Raw genomic sequence first — 18672 nt, 5'->3', positions numbered from 1 at the left:
GAGGCCCAGTGTACTGAGTGTTGCAACCGCAGGACAATCGACGCTTCTGGGATGCAGACGCGGCTGCGCCCCAAAAAAAAGCGGCGCCCTCTCTGTTCGAGTAGGGCGCCGCGAAAGTCGACGTATGTCGAGACGTTTGTCGATCAGTAGATGTCGTGCACCGTGTTGTAGATGTTGAACTTGCCGGTGGGTGTCACCAGCCGCTTGTCTTTGATCACGGCCTTGAGTTTCCGGGTCTTGTCATCCACCACAACGATGGCGGATTCCTCCTCCTTGCCACTCCAGACCGAGAACCAGACCTCGTTACCTGCTTTGTTGTACTCGGGTTGCACTATCCGCTTCGGACCCGGTCCGATATCGGCCCACTCGCCGATCGGCAGCACTTCGTAGCCGGCTTCGAGGTTGTTCACGTTGAACACGGCTATCGTCTGGCTGACGGCCGGATCCGGATTCAGTGGTGCATCCACCCAGAGATTCTTCGACTTCGGGTGACTCTTCACAAACAGCGAACCGCCGCCCTGACCTTCGAGTACACGGACGACCTTCCAGGCGTGGTCCGGGTTCTTCACAGGATCGGTAGCGATCACCGTAACGTTGGCGTTACCCAGTGCGCTGGTCACCCAGACCGGGCCGTACTTGGGATCCACCAGATTGGCGCCTCGACCGGGATGCGGAATTTTTTCTACATCGATCAGTGCGGTAAGTTTCCGATCCTTCGAGTCCACCACCGCAATCTTGTCCGACTGGTTGGCCGCGGTGAGGAAGTAGCGATTGGTGCTGTCCCAGCCGCCGTCGTGAAGGAAGCGGGCCGCGTTGATGGTGGTCTCACTCAGGTTTTCGATGTCCTGATAGTTCACCAGCTTGATCAGACCGGTTTCCTTGATGTTCACGATGAACTCAGGATGCTGGTGTGAGGCAACGATAGCGGCAACCCGGGGCTCGGGATGGTATTCCTGGGTATCTACAGTCATACCCCGAGTTGAAACCACCTTCAGCGGTTCCAGCGTATTGCCATCCATGATCACGTACTGGGGCGGCCAGTAGGCGCCGGCGATGGCGTACTTGTCTTCGTAGCCCTTGTACTTGGAAGTTTCCACCGAGCGTGCTTCGAGTCCGATGCGGATTTCAGCGACTTTTGCCGGTGGGTTCATGTACAGATCGATCATGTCGATCTTGGCGTCCCGGCCGATGGTGTAGACGTAGCGTGAGGACGCTGAGGGTCGCGAGATGTGCACCGCATAGCCGGTCTTGATGACTGAAAGCAGTTTCTTGCTCGGTCCGTCGATGATGGCGACTTCACCCGAGTCGCGCAGGGTGACCGCAAACATGTCCTCCACATCGAACTTGTGCTGCACGCGCTTGGGCCGCTGGGATTCAGGCACGATGAGATTCCAGGACTCGGTAATCTTCGGCAGTCCGAATTCCGGCGGTTCCGGCGGTGGATGCTGGAGGAAGCGGGCAAGAATGGAGATCTCTTCCTTGGAGAACTCACCGGAAGTACCCCAGTTGGGCATGCCGGCGGGCGATCCGTAATTGATCATCGTTTCGAGGTACTGAGTACCTTTTTCCCGAGTGATGTCGGTTGTCAGAGGCTTACCCGTGGCACCCTTGCGCAACACGCCGTGGCATCCCGCACATCGCTCGAAGTAGAGCTTGGTCGCAGTGCTGAATTCGTCCTCGGTCATGGCCGGACCTTCGGTTGTCACCATCGACACCGTGCTCTCACCAGCCAGGGGCGACGGTGCACCCTGATAGGCCATCTCGACTCCCGGGCTCTCTCCCGGGTGCGGGCCCCCTTCGATGCCCTCTGCTCCTGCTGCTGCGGCTCGTACTTCGGCCACTTCGCTGGCGCTTACCGTACCGCCGGAATTGCCCCAGGCATTCAGCACATAGGTCAGGATGGCGGCGACGTTTTCATCGGACAGATAGGCCAGGTGGGGCATCACCGAGTTGTAGGTCTTGCCGTTGACTTCGATCGGTCCGGACACACCTTTGATGACGGCCTCGATGCCGCGCTTCTTGTCTGCCAGCAGGTAGTCGGACTTGTTCAGCGGCGGGAAAACACCCGCCATGCCCTCGCCATTTGCCTGGTGACAGGCCTGGCAATAGGTGGCGAAGCCCGCCTTGCCGACATCGCCCTGGGCGACTTCGGCTGCGTGTACCTCGGCGCTGAAAGCGGAACCCGCCAGCAGTGCAGCAAACAGGCCGGCTCCTAAGCCGGTGAATCTTTTAGCCCTCCGGGTGCGGACCTGAGGGTCCGAGCGGACCTCAGGGTCCGAGCGATCCGGTGCCGGGCTCAGTGGGTCGTTCATTTTTCAGTTCCCCTTAGACATTCGGGTTGCAGCCTTCAGCAGGCGCAACGTTGAGTGAGTCCGTTTCATTGGACTTCAGTTTTACAGGTCCACACGCAGCGATACGCTGGCGTATCGGCCAGGTGCGGACAGGTAATCAATCATCGGATCGTCGCTGCTCCGGTTCCGGACCGAAGACCAGCGCCAGTAGGTTTCATCAAAGGCGTTGAACAGACCGGCATCGATGCGGATGGTTTCGCTGAAACGGAAACTGCCGGTCAGATCGACAATGGTGAAACCGTCTGTTGTGTAGAGGTCGACCTGGCTGGCGTCTACCCGGTCCTGTGCGGCGACGGCGGTGGTGATGAGAGACAGGCGCCAGCGCTCGACGGGCTGCCAGGTGAGGGCAGCGATGACTTCGAGAGGATCGACGGTGTTGAGCGGTTCGTCGGTCGTGCGGTTGTCCCCCCGAGTCCAGCTCGCCGCGAGATCGACGGTGAGCCCGGTCACCCAGCGCTCGAGGGTGGCGTTGAAATTTACTTCAGCGCCGTAGACGCGTGCGCTGTCGATGTTGCGTGACTGGAAAAGCAGCGCGCCGGTGTCCGGATCACGGCCGAGATTGACCCGGGTTTCGATAAGGTCGTCATAGTCGACGCCGAACAGGGCCAGGTTGACCCGGTAGCTGTCTCGATCCAGCGTCAGACCGATTTCAAAGCCATCCGAAGTCTCTGACTTCAGATCCGGATTCGGCAGTGCGCGATAGTTGAACAGCGGAATGTCGAAGCCGATGTTGACGTCTTCGAAGGGTGGCGCCCGGAAGCCATGTGCATACTGCAGGTAAGCCCGGGTGTCCGAGCGGATATGCCACAGCAGGCCCAGCTTCGGAGACAGGGAGTCATCGGAGGCATCGATCACCCCTGTGTTCGGATTGTCTGCCCGATACACGGCGTCCGCATCCGCATCCAGATCGTAGGTCTGGTAGCGCAGACCGGGAATCACTGTGACGTTGCCGATGGCGATCTCGTCATGCACGTAGAGGGCCAGTTCGTTCACCGAGGAATTCGGGAAGTCACGAACCGGCATCACTTCTCCGAGCAGGTTGTTGCTGAATGTACCGGTCTGCAGATTGACGATGCGTCCGTCGCGCTGCTCGGTGATGTCGCTGCGTTGCAGGTTCATCCCCCAGCCGATGCGGTGTTCGACACTGGTACTGAACAAAACGCTGGAAAAGCTGCTTTCGAGATCCGAACTCAAACCCCAGGTCGTGGTGTCGTAGCGGAACTCTCTTTCGTTCTGGACCGGTGGACTCAGATTGAGTCGCTGTTCGATCGTGCGCTGTTCAACTGCAACGTCCTGCCAGTAGACGTTGAGCTGCCCCTGATCGAGCCAGGTGTAATCCGTCTCGAACTCGTAGCCTGCAGTTGCCGCGTAGCGTCTGCGGCTGTCGTCACCGACGATGCTCGTGGTGCTGCGGAATTGCCGGCCGTAGCCGAGCACGCTGACCACATCCGTATCCACGGATTCATCGAACCAGGACAGGTCCAGCCGCAGCCGGTTGCCCGATGGCAGGGTGTAGGCGAGTTTGCTGAACAGGGACTGCTGCTGCCGGTCCTGGGCGTCCGGCTCGAGATCGGAGTCGGACAGTGCGCTGCGATCACTCTCGTGTCCCTCTTTTCCGGAGACGTGGACCACCCCGGCCAGCTCACCTTCACCGATACGATTGCCGAGCGCGAAGGACCCGTTGAGCCCGGTGGCATCGTCCCTTCCGCTGTAAGTCGCGGAGCCGCCGATGTGGTGTCGTGAGTGGGTGAGATATTCCTCGGGATCACGGGTGACAATGGCGACGACTCCGCCCAGCGCGTCATTACCGAAGAGGGTAGAGGCAGGTCCGCGCAGGATCTCGATGCGGGAGACGGCATCCACAACGAGGAAATCCTGGCCAGCGTTGGCAAAGGAACCGATATCGAACTGGTCAGGTACCGGAACGCCATCGATGAGGCTGGCAACCCGATTACCCGACAGGCCGCGGATGGTGAACTCGGTTTCTCCGAACCGGGTGTCAGCCGTGGCGACACTGATCCCGGGCGTATAGCGGGTGACGTCCGAAAGGCTGCCTGCCATCTCATTCAGGAGCGTCTCGTGGGTGATTACATCGAACTTCCCGACAACATCCTGGGCCGGTCGCGGCAGGCGCGCGCCGACGACAAGGACTTCTTCGATGGGCTCGCTGCTGAAGGATTGAGCAGCCACGACCTGTGCGGGCCAGGTAAGGACCATCAGCAGACACCCACCGGTGAGAGCACCTGTAAACAGGTCGCGCGAGGCGTCTCTGAGCATGGATCGAAATGTCCCGTTAGCTGTTCTTTGATGTCTTTTTCGCGCGCACAGTTTCACTGATGCCCGATGGACCCTCACTCAGTGAATCCCACTAGTTGATCCCGCGGTTAACACGGGTAATCCACCAGAACGACCTGTCGTAGACTGCGCCTCCCGGACCTCCGCTCGCGGGTTGCGTTCAAGGCAACGTGGGTACCCGAACAGAGTCTGGAAAAACAACGCCGGGATTACCCGCATTTTTCAATGGCTATGGGGACAGGTTAGATGAAACTGGAAATTTTAGCAGTAACCGTGCTGCTCTCGTTTGTTCTGGGTGTGGCGCAGGCTCCTGCTCAGGCTGCAGAGGGGTCCGCCGCCGGATCTACCGACGACGTGGGCAACCTCCTGACCGGTGGCAAGCTGGACCTTTCGTTCCGCTACCGCTATGAGTTCGTCGACCAGGAGAGTTTCGACGAAGACGCCGACGCCTCGACCCTGAGGACGCGCCTGACACTGCAGTCCGGCGAGTACCGTGACTTCGATTTTCTGATCGAGTTCGACGACGTCCGTGAGGTCATCTGGGATGATTTCAATGCCGGAGCCGGTAACACGCCCAGTCGCACGGAGTACCCGGTGGTTGCCGACCCGAAAGGCACCGAGCTCAATCAGGGTTACGTGGACTACAACGGCATCGACGATGCCTACCTGCGGCTCGGCCGTCAGCGGATCAACTTCGACAATCAGCGCTTCGTGGGTGGTGTCGGCTGGCGCCAGCAGGAGCAGACCTTCGACGCCGTTCTCGGCAACTGGAGTACCGAGCACTTCCAGGCCTCCGTCGTCTATGTGGATGCGGTTCGGCGGATTTTCGGAGAGAAGGTGTCCGCAGGCAAAGACGAACAGGATGGCACCTATTTCATCAACGCCGGCGGGGATACCCCATTCGGCAGGCTGGTCGGCTACTACTATCACTTTGACAGTGAGGACCGACCCGGTTTCTCCAGTGGCTCGGTGGGTGCCCGCTTTACCGGCTCCCAGGGGGTCAACGATGACCTGAAGATCCGCTATGCGCTCGAATTCGCGAGTCAGAAGGATGTCAGCAATAATCCTGCGGATATCAGTGCCGAGTACTGGCTCATCGATGTCGGGGCGGTCTTCGGCATCTACGACATCGGCCTGGGCTGGGAGGTATTGAGTGGCGATGACTCATCGATTCTCAATGAGGCTTTCCAGACACCGCTGGCCACGGGGCATGCCTTTAACGGCTGGGCGGATGTGTTTCTGACCACACCGGCTGCCGGGCTTGACGATCGCTATCTGAAATTCAAAGCCACCCCCGGTGACTTTCTGATCGACGCCCGGTATCACGATTTCGATGCGGAATCCGGCAGTGCAAGCTTCGGCAGCGAGATTGATGTCCAGTTCGGCTATAAATTCAATGGCCGTTTCCGGGGCGATCTGTTCTTTGCGGATTTCAGTGGCAAGAGCGGAATTGACGATGTCACCAAGTTCTGGCTGATGGCGACCCTCACCCTGTAGGTCGGGTGGCCGGCCCTGGCGGGGGTCGGCCGGGGCCCGCAAACTCCAGTATGATGCGGGTCGGGATACGAATGAGGGGATGAGGATGTTTCCAGACCCGGCATCGCGGTCGGCGGCGCTCAATGCACGCGCAAAGAGCGTCCTGGCCGGCGGCGGCAGCCGCAGCACCATCCGCACCGATCCTTACACGCTCTACCTGCAGTCCGCCCAGGGCTCCGAAGTTGTCGATGTGGATGGGAATCGGCTGATCGACTTCATCAACAACTACACCTCGCTGATTCACGGTCACTCCTACGGACCCATCACCGAGGCGGTGCGCAGGCAGGCGGCTCAGGGCACCGCCTTCTCTTTCTGTCATGAGTCCGAGCTGGAACTGGCTGAACTGCTCTGTGAGCGGGTACCCGGCTTCGATCGAATCCGCTTCATGAACTCCGGCAGCGAGGCGGTGATGAACGCCATCAAGGCTGCGCGCGCCTTTACCGGCCGCGGCAAGATAGCCAAGTGCGATGGTTTCTACCACGGCTCTTACGACTATGCGGAAGTGAGCCTTTCTACGGGCCCGGAGGACTGGAAAGCGGAAGATCCGGTATCCAAGGCTTACAGTCGCGGCACACCAGCGTCTGCCCTGGGCGAGGTGGTGGTGATCCCCTTCAATGAGCCCCAGCACACCCAGCGCATTCTCGAACGTCATGCGGGTGAGCTGGCCTGCATCATGATCGATACCCTGCCGATGCGACTCGGCAGCAATCTGGTGCAGGACGACTATGTCGCCACCCTCGCGAAGATGGCGCGCGAACACGGTACCCTGCTCATGTTCGATGAGGTAGTGAGCTTCCGGCTTGGCTACTCGGGCAGTCAGGGTGTGCTCGGTGTGACACCGGACATCACTGCCCTGGGTAAGATCATCGGTGGCGGTTTCCCGGTGGGTGCCGTGGCCGGTCGCGCCGAAGTGATGAGCGTGTTCGAAACCGGCCCGGATGGGATCACTCCGCTGCCCCACGGCGGCACCTTCAATGCCAATCCAATCACCATGGTCGCCGGGCTGGCGGCGATGCGGGATATGACGCCGGCAGCTTTCGAAAAACTCAACGCACTCGGTGCGGTGACGCGTGCGCAACTCTCCGCCGTCTTCAGCGAACTCGGCATAGCGGGTCAGATCAGCGGCCGGGGATCCATGTTCAAAATTCATCTCCACCAGCGGCCGCTGGTGACGGTGCAGGACGGCGCCCTCGATGCCCGGGAACAGAGTGCCATCAATCGCCTGCGCAGCCGGCTGATCGGCGAGGGGATGTTCCTCGGGACGGCCTGCATCGGCTGCCTGGCGACCACCACCACCCGGTCACATATCGATGCGCTGACGGACGCACTGCGCCGGGTATTGCCGGAGGTGGCGGCCGCTTGAAAGAACCTGCGCTCGCAGGCGTGCTGGCGGTGCTCTGCTGCTCGATTCTGGCGGAAACCGCAACAGCTGCAGCACCCTCTGCACAAACACCGGCAGCAGGATGGGTCGATTCTGAATGGCGCTATCACGGTGGTGATCCAGGCGCCCGACGCTACACGCCACTGTCTCAGATCACCACGGACAACGCAGCCGAACTCGAGATCGTCTGGCGCTGAAGCGCGAGAAACTTCGGACCCGTGCCGGAGTACAAGTACATCACCACACCGATTATGGTGGCGGGTGTGCTGTACGCCACTGCTGGATTGCAACGGGCAGTCGTCGCCATCGATGCGGCGAGCGGCGAAACGTTGTGGACCTACCGCTTTGACGAAGGCGAGCGGGTTGCTTCGGCTCCACGGCGGAACTCCGGACGCGGTGTGGCCTGGTGGAGTGACGGCAGAGGAGACAACCGCCTGCTCGTGGTCACCCACGCCTGCCACCTGCTGGCACTCGATGTCGGCATGCGGCCGCGATCGGAGCAGAATGTACCGGGACACGTGCGGGGTTTTGATGTCCGCACAGGACGCCAGCTGTGGCGTTTCAACACGATTCCCCGCAGCGGCGAACCGGGTCTGGGAGCAGGACAGCTGGCGCTACACGTGCAATGCGGCGGTGTGGACCACCATGTCAGCCGATCTCGAGCGCGGGCTGGTCTATCTGCCGATCGAAGCAGCGACCAGCGACATCTATGGTGGTCATCGACCAGGTGACAATCTCTACTCCACCAGCCTGGTGGCGCTGCATGCCGCCACGGGTCGCAGGGTGTGGCACTACCAGATCGTGCATCACGACATCTGGGATCGGGACAATCCGGCTGCACCCATCCTCATGGATATCAGACGGGCAGGAAAAACCATACCGGCGGCCGCGCAGCTCACCAAGCAGGCGTTCACCTACGTCTTCGACCGCCGCAGCGGGGAACCGCTGTGGCCGATCAGGGAGCAGCCGGTGCCCCAGTCAGATGTCCCCGGTGAGCGCACATCGCCGACCCAGCCGATCCCGACATTGCCGGAACCCTTCGATCGTCAGGGTGTCAGCGAAGCGGACCTCATCGACTTCACGCCGGAATTGCGGGCAGAAGCCCTGCTTCAGGTTCAGGATCTCAGGCTCGGGACGCTGTTCGCACCGCCTTCGCTTGCCGATGCAGCGGATGGAACACGCGGTACTCTGGTTCTGCCGGGCAGTGTAGGTGGTGCCAACTGGGAAGGCGGTGCCTACGACCCCGAATTGCAGCTGCTGTTCGTCGGCTCGATGACCGCACCTTCGGTCTGCGGTCTGGCTCCGGACCCGGGTTCGGACGTTGCCTATTCCATGGTGGGACGCGTGCCGAGGGTCAGTGAGTTGCCGCTTCTAAAACCCCTTACGGCAGCATAACGGCCATCGGTATGACCAGTGGTCGCATACGCTGGACAATGGCGAACGGCGATACACCGGCGGATATTGCCGGCCACCCGGCCCTGACCGGTATCGAATTGCCCCGTACAGGCAAACCCACCCGGGCACCTCTGCTGGCCACGGCCACCGTGCTGATTGCCGGGGAAGGCTGGCTCGGAGACCCGCTGCTGCGGATCCATGACAAGGCAACGGGCACGATCGCGGCGACCATCGAACTGCCGGCGAGTGCCGCCGGTCTGCCGATGAGCTATGCCGTGGCAGACCGGCAGTTCATCGTGGTCGCGGTGGGTGGTCCGGATGTTCCCGGCGAACTGGTCGCGCTGACCTTACCGGACTGAAGCCGGTATTGCCCTCCGGCGCCGGTGATGGCGAATCGGTAACCTGGATTGGTCACCGTTTCGGAAAAAGTGAGTCGAGCCGGTCTCTGGCCTGTTCTTCTGCAGTTTTCGGGGACACGGGCGCTTCCTTCTCCGCGGGTGCGTCTACCGGATCGGTTGGTGCTTCCGCGGTCTGTCCTGAGTCCTCCTGCGGGTCGTCCCCCGAGGCGAACAGACTGTTCAGGCGTGAATGGGCTGCCTCGCTGCGCCGGGGCCGGCGACTGGAGAACGCACCGCCATCCGGGCGAAAGTAATCGCAGAAGTTGGCGTTTTCCTTGTTCATCGGCGGATCGGCGCGGTCCTCAAAGCAGCGGCTGTTGAGATCGTGGCGGAAGTGGCGACACTGCCGGCAGGCGTGCAGTGCTTCGAAACATTTGCGGCAGTGTTCGTGGCGGCTGATCGGCCTCGGTACATCGTCCAGATCATGTCCGCAGTTCCAGCACTTCAGTTTCATTCTTCTCTGGCCCCGTCCAGGTCGGGCACCGCATCGAGGACCGTATCCGCCGCAAGATCCCGGGCACGGCGCACGGCCCCTTCGCCGAAGCGGGCAGCGAGGGCGTCGAGAGTGGTTTCCAGTCTCCGCCGGGAGCCGTCATCGAGCAGGTCGAGCTGGGTGGGTTGCGCCGCTTCGGTGAGGGAATGGGCGGCCATACCGACCAGCCGGAAGGGCCCCTGACCGGCGAACTGATCGAGCAGTTCCAACCCGGCCGTATAGAGGTTTCCGGCCACATCGGTTGGTTCGGACAAAGTGCACTGTCTGGAGAGAAGTTTGAAACGGGTGGTTTTCAGCCGCACCCGTACGCCTCCTGCAAGCAGGCCCTTGCGGCGCAGCCGCCGGGCGATTCTGTCGGCGGAACGTTGCAGATGTGAGGCGATGTCTGCCGGATTGAGCACATCGACAGCCAGTGTACGTTCTGATCCCAGGCTGCGCTCCCGGCGTCCACCTTCGACCCGGCGCGGATCCCGGGCCTGGGCGAGATCATGGAAGTGCCGGCCCTGGCTCCCGAACCGGGCAACCAGGCGGTCGACGTCCTCGCTCGCGATATCACCAATGCGGTGATAGCCGGCGGCGGTGAGTCGGGCCTGGGTTTTCGGTCCTGCGCCCCAGAGGTGCGAGACGGGCAGGGCGGCCAGCCAGTCTCTGGCCTCGGCTGCGGGAATCACCAGCAGACCGCGGGGCTTGCAGTGTCCGCTGGCCACCTTGGCCACATATTTGCTCGATGCCACCCCTACCGAGACCTCGAGACCGGTGGCGGCACGCACACCATCCCGGATGCGCTGGCCCATCTCGGCAGGCTGGCCGAAGAGATGTTCGCTGCCGGTCATATCCAGGAAAGCCTCATCCAGGCTCAGAGCCTCCACCGCCGGTGAGAAGTCCCGGAACACGGCCATGACCTGGCTGGACACCTCTGCATAACGCTCGAACCGGGGCGGTACCACAATGGCCTGGGGGCAGCGCTCGAGAGCGAGCGCCATGGGCATGGCGCTGCCGACCTTGAAAGGGCGTGCTTCATAGCTTGCGGTGAGTACAACACCCCGGCGCGAGCGCGGACCCACCAGCACTGCTTTGCCGCGCAGTTGCGGATTATCGAATTGTTCTACAGCGGCGTAGAACGCATCCATGTCGGCATGGATGATGATCCGCTGCCAGCGCTCAGGCGTAGTCGGTATTGCGGCGGCCGGGCTCGTTTCTTCTATCTTTGTCAAGCAGGACCCCCCGATCGGGCAGGCCGAAATCGACATCCCGCCGCAGATCATCGCGCCGATCGGTGTGGTGCTGATAGCGGCAGCGACAGCGCCCCTTCAGAGTACAGCCCTCTACCGGGAGGCCGGGTGCCTCCACGGACAGAAATCGCTGATCGCCCAATACTGCAACCGCCTGACAGCAGTTGCTGCCGTGCCGGATAGACACGGCATGGTAGTCCCGAAACATGTTCCTTCCCTTGATATTTCCGAATTTCTCCCTTTTCCGCACATCGTCCGCAGGACAGCGCCGGTACGACAGCGTACGTTACTGCCTGCCTCACGCCCGCTCTCCCACCGCTGCGGTCCATGAGGTTCGGACCAGCCCGCCGCTCTTTTGACGGCTGAGGGGTTACTCTAAACCCCTCGGAGCACGGTGAAAAGTCCGGTCGATCTGAGGAGGTCGGAATCAGTGCGGGCAGGTCACTTACCGACTTTCGAGTGCCGCCAGCATGCGCTTCAGCGCGAAGTGCCGGTAGCTGCCCATCAGCAGACGCTCCACCTCTTCCCAGTCGACCCCATCCTCGATGTCGAGATCGATCCAGCCATTGTGTCCCGTGTACTGGGGGATCAGGTAGCGTGAATCATAGGTCAGGGTCGCCTGCCGTTCGGGCCCGACCCAGAACGACAGATGCAATCGACCGGTGTGGTAGTGGGTACTCACGAAGGTTTTCTTGCCCGCCTTCCACACCGGATTGCCGAACTGTTCGGCGGGACCGGTCTCAGGTAATCGTTCGCACAACGTGCCGAGTTTCTTCAGCACCTTATTAACCTTCGGGCGCAGGAACGGGTTGATGTCTGCCGCCGTCGGCATTCGCTCCGGTGGACGCACTTCCGGTGCTGCCGGCGCCTTGCGGACCAGGGCGGCCGGTGCCGTGTTCAGGTAAGCCTCGTGTACCCGCGCGCAGACGGTATTCCAGTTCAATCCCGTATTCAGCATTACCCCGAGCCAGCCCCGTGGCCCGACATAGGGTGGCACGAAATAGTGCTCGGGCTCCATCTCGGTATAGAGCTCCTGAGCACCAGCGGGTGCAGCGAGCCACAGTGCCAGTCGCCCATCGCCGTGATGGTTGGTGACGTAACTGGCAAAGCCTTTACCACGCACTTTGAAGTTCGGTGAACCGTGGGACAGTATCTCCTCGCACTCAGGCAGCGCGCTGAACAGTTCGCGCAGTGCGGTATCCAGATCTCTGGCCATCCTGGTCTCCTTCCTTACGGTATCATTCTTACTCCTATCACCCTGCCCTGCAAAGTTCGAGGCATCCTAAGTGTTCGATCCGATCCGTTCTCAACGACCGCTCATCGTCTATCTCGACTGTAAGAGCCCCTATGCCTTCATTGCCCGCAAGCCGACTTATCAGATGGCGCAGACCCTGGGCATCGACATCGACTGGCGACCGCTGACCCTCGACATTCCCAGCTATCTCGGTTCGGCGCGTCTCGACAGCGCCGGCAGGGTGGCGGAGAGTCAGCGTTCACCCGGACAGTGGTCGGCGGTCAAGTACGCCTACCGTGACGCCAGGCGCTATGCGGGTCTGCAGGGTTATGTACTGCGTGGTACCGAAAAAATCTGGGACACCTCCCTCATCCACATCGCCATGCTCTGGGTGGCCGGGCAGGGTGACCTGCTGCTGAAACGATTTCTCGATGATGTGCTCGAGAGTTTCTGGAAACGGGAATTCGATGCAGAAGACCTGGAAGTGCTCATCGATGCGCTCGATCGAGCCGGTGCCGATGTCGATGGATTCGAAGCCTATGCGACCGGCGCAGGCCGTCAGGTCCACGATGAAATGCAGAAGCAGATCTTCGCTGCGGGTATTTACGGTGTGCCTACCTATGTGGTCGAAGAAGAGGTGTATTTCGGTCGGGAGCATCTGCCCCGGGTGCGCTGGATCCTCGAAGGTCGTAAGGGACCGGCACCGGACATCGCCTATGAACTCGAGACAACCGGACGGGAGGTGCTCTGATGGACCAGCCACTTACCCTGCTGTTCGACTTCCGGGATCCGTACTCCTACCTTGCGCTCGAACCCACCTTCGCGCTGGTCGATGATCTGGGTATAGCGTCGCGTTGCGAAGTGCTGCTGATCCCGCAACCGAAAGCGCCCCGGGAGCCCGCTGCGGATGCGGATCGCGGCACCTGGCATCGCTGGCATCGGGGACGCTACCAGGAGATGGACGTGCGTCGTTACATGGAATCCCGCGGACTGCCGCTGCAGCGTATCGATGCAGGCGGCTGGTACACGCCCACCGCGGCTCGCGTGGCCGCCCAGGGTTCGGCCTGGCTGTCTGCCCATCAGCCCGATTCCCAGCGAGCCTACCTGCAGGCAGTCTTCTCCGGCTACTGGCGCGCCGAGCTGTCGCTGGATTCGGTAGAGGACGTCAGTCTGGTAATGAAGGCGCTGGGTGCAGATCCGCAACGCTTCGCCGCCTATCTGCAGGGGCCCGGGCCTGCTGCACTCGATGCACAGCAGAAAGTGCTGGGGGAACAGGGCTACTTCAATGTGCCCGCCTATCTGGTGGGTGCCGAGGTTTACTACGGTCGCCAGCATCTGCCGCTGATCCGGCGCCAGCTGCTCGCCGCATGAACTGGGAACAGCCCTGTGTCGCCGCCCGCTCTCCAGTGTGTGCGGATAATGTGGTGGCCTCGTCCCAGCCCCTCGCGGTGCAGGCGGGGATTGCGGCACTCAAGGCCGGCGGTAATGCGGTGGATGCCGCACTCGCAACGGCCATCACGCTCACAGTTGTGGAACCCAACAACAACGGGGTGGGCAGCGACGCCTTTGCGATCCTGTGGGACGGGGCGCAACTTGTCGGCCTGAACGGTTCAGGCCGGGCACCCGCGGCCTGGACACTGGATCGATTTTCCGGTCGCAGCCGCATGCCCGATCGCGGCTGGGACACGGTCACCGTACCCGGCGCCGTCAGCGTGTGGGTCGCCTTGTCGGAGCGCTATGGAAGGCTGCCGTTCGAGCGTCTGTTTGATGCCGCCATTCACTATGCCGAGGAAGGATTTCCGGTCGGCCCGAAAACGGCCGGTTACTGGAAGATTGCTGAACAGACCTACAGTGACTTTGCGAACTTCGCAGAGCACTTTCTCCCCGCCCCGGCGGCGGGTCAGCGCTTCCGTCGACCGGATCTTGCCCGGACCCTGTCGCTGATTGCCCGCACCCGGGGTGAAGCCTTTTATGCGGGGGGACTCGCCGAGGTGATCGCGCGTACGGCGGCTGCGGAAGGTGGTGGGTTGTCCGCGGAGGATCTTGCCGGTCATCGTTGCGATTGGGTTGAACCCATCGCGCAGCCTTACCGGGATGTGTGCCTGCACGAGATTCCCCCCAATGGTCAGGGGCTGGCCGCCCAGATTGCCCTGGGCATTCTGGGTCATGAGGCAGCGCCCGACATCGACACCGGTGCCGGCGTGCACCGACAGATCGAAGCGATGAAGATCGCCATCCACGCCGCCTTCACCCATTTTGCTGATCCTCAGGCCATGCATCTGACCCCGGCCGAACTGCTCGAGCCGGGGTCCCTGGCCCGGGCGTCCGCGGGCATTGGCCCCCGGGCCGGAGCGCTGCCACCGTGCGCGCTGCCGGTGAGTCAGGACACCGTCTATCTCGCGGCGGCGGATGCAGCCGGCATGATGGTGTCATTTATTCAGTCCAACTATCAGGGCTTTGGCTCCGGCGTGGTGATTCCGGGTACGGGGATCGCCATGCAGAACCGCGGCCGGGGTTTTTCCCTTGATCCTGCCCACCCGAACTGTGTGGCCCCCGGCAAGCGGCCTTTCCACACCATCATTCCGGGATTCGTCACCGGAGGCGGGAATCCGCTGCTGGCATTCGGGGTGATGGGCGGTCATATGCAGCACCAGGGTCATGTACAGATGGTGCACCGCCTCTTCGACCGGGGTGAAAACCCCCAGGCGGCCAGTGACGCACCGCGCTGGCACCTCTACGAGGATTTCAGCGTCGGCCTGGAGAGTGGCTTTCCGGAAGCGATCGCCAGGGATCTGGCAGAGCGCGGTCACCGGGTGCGTTACGAGCCGCGGGAGCACGTCTTCGGCGGCGCCCAGCTCATCCTGAAGGGGACCGACGCCTACGTTGGCGGTTCAGACCACCGCAAGGAAGGCCTTGCGGCGGGGTACTAGACCGATCGTTATAATTCCTGCTTCCCGACTAGACCGATTGCTAGAAATTCCCTCATGGGGGCCTCATGATCCGGCCATGGCGCGCCCGGATCACAGGACCAATCTCACCACCGCGGCGATCATGCTGTTCCGTGCCCAGGGGTTTGCCGCGACCGGCCTCAATCAGATTGTTGCAGACAGCGGGGCGCCGAAAGGGTCGCTTTATCACTATTTCCCGGGGGGCAAGGAAGAACTCGGTGCTACCGCTGTGGAGGTGGCCGGTGTCGCTGTTGCCGATGCGCTCAGGAGCATTGCAGCCGAGTCCGTGTCATTCGCCGACTTCCTGAGCCGCTATTTGTACATGGTGGCTGGCTGGCTCGAGGAGTCCGATTTTTCTGCCGGTTGCCCGATCGCTACTGTGCTGCTTGAAAATGCTCCCGGTTCCGAATCCATCACCGCAGCGGGTCAGGCGGCGCTCGATGACTGGACGGACATCATCGCCGATGTGCTGCGGCGGGACGGTGTCGAAGATGCTGCCCGTCAGGCTCGCGGTGTGCTGGCTGCGGTAGAAGGGGGCATGCTGATGGCGCGGGTACAACGCTCAACGGCGGTGCTGCTGGGGCTCCAGTCGGTACTGCGACGATCTATTCTCGATACCGATTTTCCAACCCAAAAGGAGACGACATGAAAGATTTTTCCGGCCGAATCGCGGTAGTAACCGGAGGTGGCACGGGTATGGGCAGAGAGCTGTGTGTCGCTCTCGCGAAAGCGGGTGCCCATGTCGCCATGTGCGATGTGTCGGTGGACAACATGAGTGAAACCCGCGCGCTGTGCGAAACAGCGGCGCCAGCGGGTACCCGCATCTCCTGTCACCAATGTGATGTCTCAGACGAACAGCAGGTGCTCAATTTCTGTAACGAAGTGCAGGAAGCGCAGGATACGGACCATATCAACCTGCTCTTTAACAATGCTGGCATCGGTGGTGGTGGCAGCTTCGTGGACGGCGATCGGGAAGAGTGGGAGCGCACCTTCGGTGTGTGCTGGTACGGTGTGTACCACTGTGCACGAGCCTTCATGCCACTGCTGGTTGCAAGCTCCGAAGGCTACCTGGTCAACACGAGCAGTGTGAACGGCATGTGGGCGAGCATTGGTCCCGGTGTTCCCCATACCGCTTACTGCGCGGCGAAGTTCGCGGTAAGGGGCTTCAGCGAAGCGCTGGTAACGGATCTGCGTGTGAATGCGCCCCATGTCAAAGTGGCCGTGGTGATGCCTGGACACGTCGGCACATCCATCGCGCTGAATTCCTCTGTCGTGCTCGGTAAGGGCACCGCACTGGAGATGTCAGCGAAGGAAGTCGCTCTGCTGCGCTCGCGCTGGTCGGCTATGGGTATGCCGGTGGACAATCTGCCGGACGACGACATCCGCCAGGCAGTTCATCAGAGAGGCATTGAATTCCGTGATAAGGCGCCGACCAGCGCAGCCCAGGCAGCTGAGATTATTCTCGACGGAGTGCGGGGCGATCGCTGGCGCATCCTGGTGGGTGAGGACGCCCACCGGATCGATGAACTCGTGCGCGAAATGCCGGAGCAGGTCTACGAGGTCGAATTCATGCAGCGCCTGCTGGAAGCCGGCCACTTCGGCGGTCTGTTACCGGCGAATTCACCCGGCACCTGATCCGCATGTCACATTCCGGTCTGCCCGGTCGTCTATGGGGTGGTTACTACAGAGGATGATGGCCATGACTGTGGAATCGACCGGAATACCGGCCGGGGAAATGACCGGAACAGCACCCGGAACCGACCAGACGACCGGCAATGGGATACGCCTGCTGAAGAAGGCTCAGGCGCTTTCCGGTCTGGTGTTCGCCGCCTTCCTGGTGCTGCACCTGCTCAACACCTGGCTTGCCGCTCTCGGACCGGCCGCCTATGACGGCGCGCAGCAGGAATTGCGGACCGTCTACCAGGCGCTGGCGGTGGAAGTGGTGGTGCTCGCTGCACTCCTTATTCATATCGGTGTCGGAGTGGTGCGAATTCTCATCGAGCCGAAACGCAGCCTGAGTCTGCGGGCGCGCCTGCATCGCTATGCGGGCTTCTTCATGATGCTGGTGATCGGCGGGCACATCCTGGCGGTGCGGGGACCCTCCTGGTTTTTCGATGTGCACCCGGGTTTCGCAGGACTGGCATTCTCAATCGCGGCGGTGCCCGGGTACTTTTACCCCTATTACTTTCTGCTCGCGCTGGCTGGTTTCTATCATGGCCTCAACGGGGTCAGCATCGCTGCGGGACGGCTGGGCTGGCCGGTGCGCGTGCCTTCGGACATATTGCGGCGCCTGTCGATGATCGCAGGGGTGCTGACAGCCCTGGCGCTGATGGGCTTTGGCGGCCTTTTCTTCGATGTCGGCGATGTCTACGCCAGCCCCTTCGCAAGACTTGCGATGGAGATTACGGGTGTCACTTTCACGCCTTGAATCCCTGGCCTATCGGATGCTCGGCTCGATTGCCGATGCGGAGGATGTGGTGCAGGAGGCCCAGGTTCGGCTGCTGCAGCTCAAGCAGAGTGAAGAGGCGGCCGCTGTGGAAAATGAGCAGGCCTGGCTGTTTCGAGTAGTGACCAATCTTTCGCTCGATCGGCTGCGGGCGCTGCGACGCGCCCGCGAGCAGTACCCCGGACCCTGGCTGCCGGAACCAGTGATGACCGACCAGGAAGCACCCGAAGCACTGACCGGTCTGGCCGAGGAGCTGAGTCTCGGTCTGCTCTTTGTCCTCGAACGCTTGAGTCCGCTCGAGCGCGTAGTGTTCATTCTCCGCGAAGGCTTCGATCTGCCCTTCGATGACATCGCGGTGATGGTGGATGCCTCGGCAGCCAGTTGCCGGCAGCGCTACCGCAGGGCGCGTGAGCACCTTCGCGATGAGCCACGGTTTCCTGCTCCCGCCGCAGCCCAGGGGGAGCTGTTGAACCGACTCCTGCTGGCAGTCGCAGAAAAGGACTCGGCAGCGATCGTTGCTCTGTTTGATGCTGATGCAGTCGTCTACACCGATGGTGGCGGTGTCGTCAGCGCCGCAGTGCGACCGGTCACCGACCCGCGGCGCATTGCTCAGGTGCTGCTGCATCTCGCACAGAAAGGGATAGAGGAGGGCGGCATCGATTACACACAGACACTGCTCAATGGCGCCCCTGCGCTGCTGTTAAGTCAGAACGGTGTACTGCATTCCACCGTGCAGCTCGAAGTTCGCGATAATCGCATCCTGCGTCTGTATGTGATGCGCAATCCGGACAAACTCACACGCGTGCGTCTTACACCGGCTTGCACCGGCCGTCTCGGGACTCGCATCAACGTCAGCGTTGGCTGAAGCGGTGACCTGGCGCGCGGGATTTCCACTATATACGGCAAAGCAGACATGTCGGAAGGGTTACTCTGGACGGGAGGCAGCCAGTAGCGGAATAACCG

19 protein-coding genes are annotated in these 18672 nt (G+C 61.7%); 13 read left to right on the top strand and 6 right to left on the bottom strand.

Features of this window, described 5'->3' with window-relative positions; all coding sequences use genetic code 11:
• Positions 1 to 143 precede the first annotated feature (143 nt).
• Positions 144 to 2312, bottom strand: coding sequence for a cytochrome D1 domain-containing protein (locus R3E82_09215; GenBank protein ID MEZ5551053.1), 2169 nt, complete (start codon positions 2310 to 2312; stop codon positions 144 to 146).
• Between the two features lie 81 nt (positions 2313 to 2393).
• Positions 2394 to 4628, bottom strand: coding sequence for a TonB-dependent hemoglobin/transferrin/lactoferrin family receptor (locus tag R3E82_09210; protein ID MEZ5551052.1), 2235 nt, complete (start codon positions 4626 to 4628; stop codon positions 2394 to 2396).
• Between the two features lie 264 nt (positions 4629 to 4892).
• Here R3E82_09210 and R3E82_09205 point away from each other — a divergent pair, with 264 nt between their 5' ends.
• The 6 genes from R3E82_09205 to R3E82_09180 all read left to right on the top strand — a co-directional run bounded on the left by R3E82_09205 (position 4893) and on the right by R3E82_09180 (position 9317).
• Entirely contained in the window at positions 4893 to 6143 is a 1251-nt protein-coding gene (locus tag R3E82_09205; GenBank protein MEZ5551051.1) for an alginate export family protein, read from the top strand.
• Between the two features lie 85 nt (positions 6144 to 6228).
• Positions 6229 to 7545, top strand: a complete 1317-nt coding sequence (locus R3E82_09200; GenBank protein MEZ5551050.1) for an aminotransferase class III-fold pyridoxal phosphate-dependent enzyme — start codon at positions 6229 to 6231, stop codon at positions 7543 to 7545.
• A complete protein-coding gene (locus tag R3E82_09195; protein ID MEZ5551049.1) occupies positions 7542 to 7760 on the top strand; it encodes a hypothetical protein in 219 nt (72 codons plus the stop codon). Before R3E82_09200 ends, R3E82_09195 begins: the two co-directional genes overlap by 4 nt.
• A 21-nt stretch (positions 7761 to 7781) precedes the next feature.
• Positions 7782 to 8294: a PQQ-binding-like beta-propeller repeat protein gene (locus R3E82_09190; GenBank protein ID MEZ5551048.1), complete on the top strand. Its 513-nt coding sequence runs from the start codon at positions 7782 to 7784 to the stop codon at positions 8292 to 8294.
• On the top strand, positions 8209 to 8958 hold the full coding sequence (locus R3E82_09185; protein MEZ5551047.1) for a hypothetical protein: 750 nt from the start codon (positions 8209 to 8211) through the stop codon (positions 8956 to 8958). Before R3E82_09190 ends, R3E82_09185 begins: the two co-directional genes overlap by 86 nt.
• A gap of 38 nt (positions 8959 to 8996) precedes the next feature.
• Positions 8997 to 9317 (top strand): hypothetical protein, encoded by a 321-nt coding sequence (locus tag R3E82_09180; GenBank protein MEZ5551046.1) that lies wholly within the window; start codon positions 8997 to 8999, stop codon positions 9315 to 9317.
• A gap of 52 nt (positions 9318 to 9369) precedes the next feature.
• On the opposite strand, the gene R3E82_09175 is transcribed toward R3E82_09180, so the two are convergent.
• From R3E82_09175 to R3E82_09160, 4 genes are all read right to left on the bottom strand, one after another.
• A complete protein-coding gene (locus tag R3E82_09175; protein MEZ5551045.1) occupies positions 9370 to 9810 on the bottom strand; it encodes a hypothetical protein in 441 nt (146 codons plus the stop codon).
• A complete protein-coding gene (dinB, locus tag R3E82_09170; GenBank protein MEZ5551044.1) occupies positions 9807 to 11063 on the bottom strand; it encodes a DNA polymerase IV in 1257 nt (418 codons plus the stop codon). The genes R3E82_09175 and dinB overlap by 4 nt, the downstream gene beginning before the upstream one ends.
• Positions 11011 to 11289: a hypothetical protein gene (locus R3E82_09165; GenBank protein MEZ5551043.1), complete on the bottom strand. Its 279-nt coding sequence runs from the start codon at positions 11287 to 11289 to the stop codon at positions 11011 to 11013. Before R3E82_09165 ends, dinB begins: the two co-directional genes overlap by 53 nt.
• A gap of 237 nt (positions 11290 to 11526) precedes the next feature.
• Positions 11527 to 12297: an MmcQ/YjbR family DNA-binding protein gene (locus tag R3E82_09160; protein ID MEZ5551042.1), complete on the bottom strand. Its 771-nt coding sequence runs from the start codon at positions 12295 to 12297 to the stop codon at positions 11527 to 11529.
• Positions 12298 to 12367: 70 nt separating this feature from the next.
• Here R3E82_09160 and R3E82_09155 point away from each other — a divergent pair, with 70 nt between their 5' ends.
• From R3E82_09155 to sigJ, 7 genes are all read left to right on the top strand, one after another.
• Positions 12368 to 13066 (top strand): DsbA family protein, encoded by a 699-nt coding sequence (locus R3E82_09155; protein MEZ5551041.1) that lies wholly within the window; start codon positions 12368 to 12370, stop codon positions 13064 to 13066.
• Positions 13066 to 13686, top strand: coding sequence for a DsbA family protein (locus R3E82_09150; GenBank protein ID MEZ5551040.1), 621 nt, complete (start codon positions 13066 to 13068; stop codon positions 13684 to 13686). Before R3E82_09155 ends, R3E82_09150 begins: the two co-directional genes overlap by 1 nt.
• The gene (locus R3E82_09145) at positions 13683 to 15245 is read left to right on the top strand and encodes a gamma-glutamyltransferase family protein (GenBank protein ID MEZ5551039.1); all 1563 of its coding nucleotides are present in this window, start codon (positions 13683 to 13685) and stop codon (positions 15243 to 15245) included. Before R3E82_09150 ends, R3E82_09145 begins: the two co-directional genes overlap by 4 nt.
• Positions 15246 to 15321: 76 nt before the next feature.
• Positions 15322 to 15912, top strand: a complete 591-nt coding sequence (locus R3E82_09140; protein ID MEZ5551038.1) for a helix-turn-helix domain-containing protein — start codon at positions 15322 to 15324, stop codon at positions 15910 to 15912.
• On the top strand, positions 15909 to 16898 hold the full coding sequence (locus R3E82_09135; GenBank protein ID MEZ5551037.1) for an SDR family NAD(P)-dependent oxidoreductase: 990 nt from the start codon (positions 15909 to 15911) through the stop codon (positions 16896 to 16898). Before R3E82_09140 ends, R3E82_09135 begins: the two co-directional genes overlap by 4 nt.
• A 64-nt stretch (positions 16899 to 16962) precedes the next feature.
• Positions 16963 to 17691: a hypothetical protein gene (locus R3E82_09130; protein ID MEZ5551036.1), complete on the top strand. Its 729-nt coding sequence runs from the start codon at positions 16963 to 16965 to the stop codon at positions 17689 to 17691.
• The gene (gene sigJ, locus R3E82_09125) at positions 17672 to 18574 is read left to right on the top strand and encodes an RNA polymerase sigma factor SigJ (GenBank protein MEZ5551035.1); all 903 of its coding nucleotides are present in this window, start codon (positions 17672 to 17674) and stop codon (positions 18572 to 18574) included. Before R3E82_09130 ends, sigJ begins: the two co-directional genes overlap by 20 nt.
• The last annotated feature ends 98 nt before the right edge of the window (positions 18575 to 18672 follow it).

It is taken from the genome of Pseudomonadales bacterium (assembly GCA_041395945.1).
In the GTDB taxonomy this organism is placed as follows: domain Bacteria; phylum Pseudomonadota; class Gammaproteobacteria; order Pseudomonadales; family Azotimanducaceae; genus SZUA-309.
This window is presented reverse-complemented; position numbering and strand designations above follow the sequence as displayed.

Coding starts and splice junctions, on each gene's coding strand:
- R3E82_09180 (MEZ5551046.1), top strand. CDS start 8,997: ATGGCGAACGGCGATACACCGGCGGATATTGCCGGCCACCCGGCCCTG.
- R3E82_09145 (MEZ5551039.1), top strand. CDS start 13,683: ATGAACTGGGAACAGCCCTGTGTCGCCGCCCGCTCTCCAGTGTGTGCG.
- R3E82_09175 (MEZ5551045.1), bottom strand. CDS start 9,810: ATGAAACTGAAGTGCTGGAACTGCGGACATGATCTGGACGATGTACCG.
- R3E82_09150 (MEZ5551040.1), top strand. CDS start 13,066: ATGGACCAGCCACTTACCCTGCTGTTCGACTTCCGGGATCCGTACTCC.
- R3E82_09165 (MEZ5551043.1), bottom strand. CDS start 11,289: ATGTTTCGGGACTACCATGCCGTGTCTATCCGGCACGGCAGCAACTGC.
- R3E82_09210 (MEZ5551052.1), bottom strand. CDS start 4,628: ATGCTCAGAGACGCCTCGCGCGACCTGTTTACAGGTGCTCTCACCGGT.
- R3E82_09200 (MEZ5551050.1), top strand. CDS start 6,229: ATGTTTCCAGACCCGGCATCGCGGTCGGCGGCGCTCAATGCACGCGCA.
- R3E82_09160 (MEZ5551042.1), bottom strand. CDS start 12,297: ATGGCCAGAGATCTGGATACCGCACTGCGCGAACTGTTCAGCGCGCTG.
- R3E82_09215 (MEZ5551053.1), bottom strand. CDS start 2,312: ATGAACGACCCACTGAGCCCGGCACCGGATCGCTCGGACCCTGAGGTC.
- R3E82_09185 (MEZ5551047.1), top strand. CDS start 8,209: ATGTCAGCCGATCTCGAGCGCGGGCTGGTCTATCTGCCGATCGAAGCA.
- R3E82_09140 (MEZ5551038.1), top strand. CDS start 15,322: ATGGCGCGCCCGGATCACAGGACCAATCTCACCACCGCGGCGATCATG.
- R3E82_09205 (MEZ5551051.1), top strand. CDS start 4,893: ATGAAACTGGAAATTTTAGCAGTAACCGTGCTGCTCTCGTTTGTTCTG.
- R3E82_09130 (MEZ5551036.1), top strand. CDS start 16,963: ATGACTGTGGAATCGACCGGAATACCGGCCGGGGAAATGACCGGAACA.
- R3E82_09135 (MEZ5551037.1), top strand. CDS start 15,909: ATGAAAGATTTTTCCGGCCGAATCGCGGTAGTAACCGGAGGTGGCACG.